Genomic DNA, 7,184 nt, shown 5'->3' with positions numbered 1-7,184 from the left:
CGCGCGATCTCCTCGAACGTGCGCCCGACTTCGCTTCCCTTTCCCGCCATCGTCTCGAGCAAAAGCGTGGTCGTCTGGTCGGCGCGCAACACCTCGTTGAGCGCGTCGACGATCATTTCGATGCCGGTGTCGGCGCCTTGCCCTGTATGGCTTCCTGGATGCATGTTGTAAAGCTGACCAGGTGTTTCTTCCATTCGCACAAGGTCATTCGCCAGCGTCGCGCGCGCGAACTCGCGCGTTTCGGGGTTCTTCGAGCACGGGTTGAGCGTATAGGGCGCGTGTGCCAGGATGCGCGTGATGCCATGCGCCGCGGCGAACTCGTGGAACGCGGTCATGTCGGCGGAATCGATTGCCTTTGCCTTGCCCCCGCGCGGGTTGCGCGTGAAGAACTGGAACGTGTTCGCGTCAATCGAGACGGCGTCTTTCGCCATCGCCAAAAATCCCTTCGCGACCGATAAATGACATCCGATGGTAAGCATATGCGTCCTTTCTACTGCTTCGCGACATTTTAGCTCGATGTGCGTAGGTATTTCCGCGGCTTGCGAGCCTATCGCCGGGGTGCGGGCGAGCGCTTCCCTGTAACGCCAGGTCAGAGAGGCGCGGTATTTTCAGCCCTTCACATCTTCGGGCACCTCTCGTAAAAACCTACGCACATCGAGCTAAAATATTTCAGAGACGCGGTGCAATCGATCGAATCGTCGCATCGGGACAAAAGAGGGGCGTCGAAGGTGGCAAACGAGGTTCTGAAGAAGGGCGGCGAGGTGGGGAGCGAGGTTTCGGGAGAGACGCGCAGCTCCGATTTCGAGGGCATGCGTTTTGGCGTGAAGGCGTGGCGTGCTTCGGCGTCGGGCGTGAGGGAAGGTGGCTCCCCAGCGGTCCCGATTGTGCTCGTTCACGGCTTCGCGCAACAGGCTTCTACCTGGGACGATACGGCGCGACTACTTGCAGATGCGGGTGCTGAGTGTTTCGGCTTCGAGCTTGCGGGACATGGGGCGGGCGCCTGCTCGGCTGGCGGCGACCCCGCGAAGCGCTCTGACTTCTTCGACCTGCGCTTCCAGGCGCGAGCACTCCTTGCTTTTTGTAGGGTCGTTGCGCGCGACGCAGGTGTGGCGCCCGTTCTGGTTGGGTACTCCATGGGCGGGCGCGTGGCACTTCAGGCGGCGTGCCTTGCTGCGGACGACCTGCGGGGCGGCGACCAGTTCGGTCGCATTTCGCTCAGAAGCTCCGCAGCCTTCGCTCCATGCGATCGAACTGGTCGCCTGGACGTGGCTGGGGTCGGTCAGCGGGATACGGCAGCGACTTCGGCTGGCGATGCGGTGCGGATGTCCGCTGCTGTTCCTTTCTCCGCCCTCGTGCTTGAAAGCGCGGGGCTCGGGCCTGTCGACGACGCCGCGCGTGAAGCGCTGCGCGAGCGCAACTTCGCGTGGGCGGCGCGCGTGCGAGACGAAGGGGTGTCCGCTTTCATGGACTGGTGGGCGGGCCTGCCCTTGTTCGAAAGTCAGCGCAACTTGGACGATGACCAGCGAGAGCGACTTCGGGCGGGCCGCCTTGCCAACGACACGGAATCGCTCGCGCTCTCCTTCGAGCGCGCAGGCGCTCACGCGATGCCCTCGCAGGGCGAGTCGATTCGCGCGCTTTGCGAGCTGGCTGCGAAGGGCATTCCCGTAAGCTATCTGGCGGGGGAGCTTGACGCGAAATATTGCAAGGTCGCCTCCACCCTTCAGTCAGAATCCCAGGGCGCAATTTCGTGCTGCGTCGTTCCCGCTGCCGGGCACAGCATCCACCTCGAGCGGCCCGAAGCGTTCGGAGCGATTCTGGAAGAAGTGGTCGAATCGTGCACTCCCAAACCCGCGGCCCCATGACATACCTCGCCGCGGTATGATATAGAAACTTGCGAAACAGGAATCATTCGAAGCGAAAACGCAGAATCAAACATTGCCAATCGCCGGCATGGCGTCGTTTTCCCCTGAGTGAGAAACCGGCGTCGTGAAGCCGATGCCTCCGTTGCGGGGCGCGCCAACTATTTTTGCGTCCTGCAACGAATCAACGATATGCCACGAAAGGACAGCTATGGATGACGTAGCTTGGAAATCCGCCAAGCAATATCGGGAAATCAAGTATGAAACCGCTGATGGGATTGCGAAAATCACCATCAATCGCCCCGAGAGGCGCAACGCGTTCACTCCGCTCACCGTGACCGAGATGTACGACGCGTTCTCCGTGGCGCGCGATGACGCGTCAATCGGCGTCATCATCCTGACCGGTGCGAACCATGGTGGCCGTCACGAAGATGAGGCGTTCTGCTCGGGCGGCGACCAGAAGATCCGCGGCAACGGCGGCTACGTGGGCGAGGACAACATCCCTCGCTTGAACGTGCTCGACCTGCAGCATCTGATCCGCGTGGTGCCCAAGCCGGTCATTGCCATGGTGAATGGCTACGCTATCGGTGGCGGGCACGTGCTGCACCTGCTGTGCGATTTGTCCATCGCTGCCGAAACCGCCAAGTTCGGCCAGACGGGCCCCAAGGTCGGCAGCTTCGACGCCGGCTACGGCGCGGGCTACCTGGCAAACGTCGTGGGCCAGAAGAAGGCGCGCGAGATTTGGTATCTCTGCCGCCAGTACTCCGCCGCCGAGGCGCTCGAGATGGGGCTGGTCAACAAGGTCGTTCCCTTCGAGGAGCTCGAGGCCGAATGCGTATCGTGGGCGCGCGAGATGTTGCAGTTCTCGCCGACGGCGCTGCGTTTCATGAAGGCGAGCTTCAACGCGGCAACCGATGGGCTTGCGGGCATCCAGCAACTCGCCGGCGACGCCACGCTTTTGTACTACACCACCGACGAGGCGAAGGAGGGTCGCGACGCGTTCAAGGAGAAGCGAGCGCCCGACTTCACTCAGTACCCTAAGTTTCCCTAAAGCCAAGCGACCCGATGCTCTGTGTGTCGGGTCGCTTCCCATTTCCTTTGTCCGCCCAAGTCGCTGATGCGGCGTCCGAAGAGAACAGTGGTCCGAACTCGCGATGATCAATGCGTTCGAAAGCTTGGTGAGATTGAATCCCGATGGGGTCTTCTTCACGTTCGTCGCGCGCGACGGCTCGGAGCATTCGTGCACCTATCGCCAGGCCAGGCTTACGGCGGCGGCAATCGCCCGTCGTCTGCGGAGCAAGGGGGTCGGGCGCGGCGACTGCGTCTCGGTCGACCTTCCGAACTGTCCGGAGTTCATCTTTCTCGCCCTGGCCGCGGGGTACGGGGCGTTCTCGCTGGTCGTGCTGAACAATCGCCTCACGTCGACGGAGAAGCTTTCGCGCCTGTTCGACCTGGAAAGCTCGGGCATTCGCGTGGCGTGTCGCATCGACGAAGCGCGGGCGGAAACGCTTATGGACCACGTGGCGGACGACCTTGCGGGGGTGTCGCGGCTCCAAAGCGGCAGGCGCGTCATCATGAGCGCCGAGCGCGATGCGGTTTTCGAGGCCACCCATTTTGCGGAAAGAGAATCGCACCTGTTCAACGACCAGGAACGAGCGCTCGTCCTCTTCACGTCGGGCACGACGGGCAAGCCGAAGGCGGTGCCGTCGACCTGGCGCATGCTCACGGCTGCTGCTGAATCGTCCAACGCCGTGCTCTCGGTGAGGGGTCGCGGTATGTGGCAGGTGGCGCTCCCCCTGTACCATATTGGGGGCTTCGAGCAGGTCGTGCGCAGCATCACAAACCGCACGCCGTTTCGCCTCTACGCGCGTTTCAACGCGGCGCGAATTCTGAAGGACGCCGCGCGCGTCGGTTTCACCCATATCTCCGTGGTCGACAAGATGCTGCAGGATCTGCTCGCCGTCGAGGGAGGCGGCCCCGCACTTGCCGCGTATCGCTGCATCCTGCTTGGCGGCGGCGCGCTCAATCCTGCCACCATCGCCCGCGCGCACGAGGCGGGGCTTCGCCTGTATGCGAGCTACGGGATGACCGAAACGTGCAGTCAGGTTGCAAACAGCCTGATAGATGGGTCGTTCACGGGTGGTATGGAGCTTCTACCCGGCTACCAGGCGCGTATCGTCGAGCCCGACGGGCGCGGTTTCGGCCGCCTGGCGGTGCGCGGGCCGGGCGTGCTGTCGAACTACCTGAACGCGCGCGCTGCCTTCACCGCGGACGGCTTCTTCCTCACCGGCGATGTGGCGGCTCTCCACGAGGGCAAGATTTACGTGAAGGAGCGCACCACCGACATGTTCGTCTCGGGTGGGGAAAACGTCTATCCCGCAGAGATTGCCGACAAGCTCATGGCGATTCCCGGCGTGGCGGACGCCTACGTGTTTGGCGCCCCCGACCCCGTGTGGGGACGGCGTCCCGTGGCGTTCATCGAGCGCACGAGCGAGGTTCCCGAACGTGGTAGTCGTGACCAGGCTTTCGACAGGCTTTCCCCGGTGAAAACGGCGCGCTTTGGTCGCGAAGTGATAAAACCGCAGGTAAGACGGCATGCCCCGAAACCGCTCGCTCCCTCTCGCCCGAGTGACCGTGAGTTCGTCGCCTCCGTCCATAGCCAACTCGAAGACGTGCTCTCGAAGCTCTACCGTCCCAAGCAGATTTTTGTCATGGAAAGCCTGCCGCGGCAGGGCATCGGCAAAATCGACCGTGCCGCCATCGAGCGAATCTACTCGGAATGTCTCGATGTTCGCCGCGTGATTCTGCATCGTGTGCGTATCCCCTTCAAAAAGCCGTTCGTGACGGCGAAGGCGACGCTTGCATTCCGCGAGTCGATCATCGTGGAGGTCATCGATGCGAAAGGACGCGTTGGCCTGGGCGAATGCGTCGCATTTTCCTCTGACTGGTATCTTCCGGAAACAATCGAGCAGGATATTGAGGTGCTGCGAGGCACGCTTGCGCCGAAGGTGATCGGCGAGGTCTTCCTTCACCCGCGGGAGGTCTCTGCGGCGTTCGCCTCCATTCCCGGGATGGAGCGCTTCCCGCTCGCTTGCGGCGCAATCGAACCCGCGCTGTGGGACCTTTACGGCAAGATCGTGGGGAAGCCTCTCGGGCGTTTGCTTGCCGAGGAGTACGATGTGATCGAGCGCGCTGCGCATCGCGAGCGGGTGCACGGGAAGACGAGGGCGCCGTTTGGGAATGCGCGCGAGGCTGCCGTCTCGGCGGGCGCTGTGGTCGGTATGGGCAGCGTGGAGGAAACGCTCGATTCCGTCTCGCGCTGCGTGGAGGCGGGCTATTGCCGTGTGAAGCTCAAGGTTGCGCCTGGTAGCTTGGGTGTTGTTCGCACGATTCGCCAAAAGTACCCGCATCTGTTCATCACGCTCGATGCGAACCAGAGCTTCACGGATCGCTCGATCGCCGAGCTCCGTGCGCTCGATCCGCTCAACGTCGCGTGGATCGAGGAGCCTATCGATTTGACGCCGTGCGGTGGGTCGACCGCCCGGGCATTCGCGCGGCTGGCGGCGCTGCAGAGGACCATCGCCACGCCCATCTGCCTGGACGAGTCGTTCGTGAACGAGCGCGAGGCATACCAGGCACTTTCGTATCCTGAGCTGCGATGTTTTGCGGTGAAGGTCGCGAAATTCGGGGGCGTGGAGGCTGCGCTCAAATTCATCTTCGCGGCACGTTCGCGCGGGCGCGAGGTGTGGATGGGCGGCATGTACGACACGGGAATCTCGAAGCGCATGCACGCGGCGTTCCAAACGCTCGACGAAGTGGTGATGCCGGGCGACATTGGGTCGACCTCACGCTACTTCGATGTCGACGTGACCATGCCCCCCTATACCGCCGAGCGCGGGAAAGTGACGCTGAATCGGGCGGGGTACGAGTTCGGCCTGGGATGCAGCCTGTGCCCCGAGGCGATTTCGAGCGTGCAGACCGACCGCATCGTGATCGAGTAGCACTGAGGAGTGCGGCGGGGCGTTTGCTCGAGATGCTGTTGGGGAAAACCGCGACACCTATAAGCAATTGTAGTCTTGCAGTCTTGCACCCGAAAACTGGAGAAACGATAGAGCCTTTTCGTTGTCTGCTCGAGCGAGTGCAAAAGAGGTTGCTCGTAGTCTTTCGTCATCAAGAATTTGGTGGCAAATGTCCTCGCGAGAGGAGAGACAATGATTGTTGACCATTCCGACAGAAGTCAGCATGACGGATCTCGAGTCGAAATCTGAGAGAAAGAATGATGCGGGAGACGCAATATCGAAATGGACTGGCTTTAGGAAAGGCGTCATTCCGTGCTCTTCGAAGAGCGATTTCGTTGCTGCTCTCATGTAATCGTAGCTGCTCGAAACGCTTGTCATAATAGGAATGCGCTCGAGATCCTCAAGCTGGATATCGCTGTTTCTCGCGATTCGGTTATCATTTCGGAACCAGATGACAAGTGGGAACGATTGCAACTTGAGCGTGCTTATTCCGCTTTCGGAGAGGGTATTGATATAGCGAGAGCAGTCGCCAAAACAAAGGTCAACCGTTACATCGAAAGACTTATCGTTCAGGGATTCAATTGGATTTGCGCCCACAAGTTTCGAGAAGGCCACTTCGGCCCCCTTCCGTTCCTTGCGGTAGTCTCTGCCCAGTTGAAACAAGATGTCGTTCGAGGGATTCCCTTCAAGGAAAATGGCAATCGAGAGAGATTCTTGCGCCTGCTTCTGTATCTCCTTGCATCGTTTCAAGCAATCTTCCCAAACAGCAATCATAGTGGAAGTTTCTTGTGCAAAGTATTTTCCGGCGGGTGCGAGCGACACCCGCTTCGAATCATGATTGATTAGTTCTAGTCCTGTTTCGCTTTCGAGTTCCGCCATATGTTTCCCAAGGCAAGACTGAGTCATATGCAGTTCCTTTGCAGCCTTGCTGAGGTTCTGTGTTAGGGCAAAAACTTGGAATTCCTTGATGAGTTCAATATGCATATTATCCCCCCGCGCACGAACCCAACTTGCCTTCTCGATTATATCATCCGAAATGAGGGGCGATTGTTCCCAAGGGGCATCAGGCGCAGCAAGTGCGAAAGGGACAGGGCTCATACGCCTTGTCCCTTTCGCGGGCAGCTAGGGTCTATGGAGCTTAATATCTATGCTTTGCTGACTTCATCCCACTTGATTTTGCCAATGAAGGAGCAGGCGGCAACAATCAGAATTCCGATGATGACGATGAGGACCATCGCGGCAATAAGCGCTGCGTGGTAGGAGCCCAATGTCTGGTAGACGAAGCTGATAATAGTTCCGCTGATTC

General features: G+C 60.3%; 5 protein-coding genes. 3 read left to right on the top strand and 2 right to left on the bottom strand.

Features of this window, described 5'->3' with window-relative positions:
* On the bottom strand, nt 1–479 hold a 479-nt coding region (locus Q0G18_RS08475), incomplete at its 3' end, for a deoxyribonuclease IV (RefSeq protein ID WP_297151971.1).
* Between the two features lie 249 nt (nt 480–728).
* On the opposite strand from Q0G18_RS08475, the gene Q0G18_RS08470 reads away from it, so the two are divergent.
* From Q0G18_RS08470 to menC, 3 genes are all read left to right on the top strand, one after another.
* On the top strand, nt 729–1,862 hold the full coding sequence (locus Q0G18_RS08470) for an alpha/beta fold hydrolase (protein WP_297151968.1): 1,134 nt from the start codon (nt 729–731) through the stop codon (nt 1,860–1,862).
* 208 nt (nt 1,863–2,070) lie between these two features.
* Nucleotides 2,071–2,910, top strand: coding sequence for a 1,4-dihydroxy-2-naphthoyl-CoA synthase (gene menB, locus Q0G18_RS08465; protein ID WP_158049558.1), 840 nt, complete (start codon nt 2,071–2,073; stop codon nt 2,908–2,910).
* A 103-nt stretch (nt 2,911–3,013) separates the two neighbouring features.
* The gene (gene menC, locus Q0G18_RS08460) at nt 3,014–5,860 is read left to right on the top strand and encodes an o-succinylbenzoate synthase (protein ID WP_297151962.1); all 2,847 of its coding nucleotides are present in this window, start codon (nt 3,014–3,016) and stop codon (nt 5,858–5,860) included.
* 57 nt (nt 5,861–5,917) lie between these two features.
* Here menC and Q0G18_RS08455 read toward each other — a convergent pair whose 3' ends face one another.
* A complete protein-coding gene (locus Q0G18_RS08455; RefSeq protein WP_297151959.1) occupies nt 5,918–6,976 on the bottom strand; it encodes a LysR family transcriptional regulator in 1,059 nt (352 codons plus the stop codon).
* Between the last annotated feature and the right edge of the window lie 208 nt (nt 6,977–7,184).

The sequence above is a fragment of the uncultured Ellagibacter sp. genome, from assembly GCF_934636505.1.
GTDB lineage: Bacteria > Actinomycetota > Coriobacteriia > Coriobacteriales > Eggerthellaceae > Ellagibacter.
The sequence above is the reverse complement of the archived record's forward strand: the minus strand, read 5'-3'. Positions and strand labels throughout refer to the sequence as shown.

What these genes read in the sequence shown, in the direction of transcription:
- menC (WP_297151962.1), top strand. Translation starts at nt 3,014, where the DNA reads ATGATCAATGCGTTCGAAAGCTTGGTGAGATTGAATCCCGATGGGGTC.
- menB (WP_158049558.1), top strand. Translation starts at nt 2,071, where the DNA reads ATGGATGACGTAGCTTGGAAATCCGCCAAGCAATATCGGGAAATCAAG.
- Q0G18_RS08455 (WP_297151959.1), bottom strand. Translation starts at nt 6,976, where the DNA reads ATGAGCCCTGTCCCTTTCGCACTTGCTGCGCCTGATGCCCCTTGGGAA.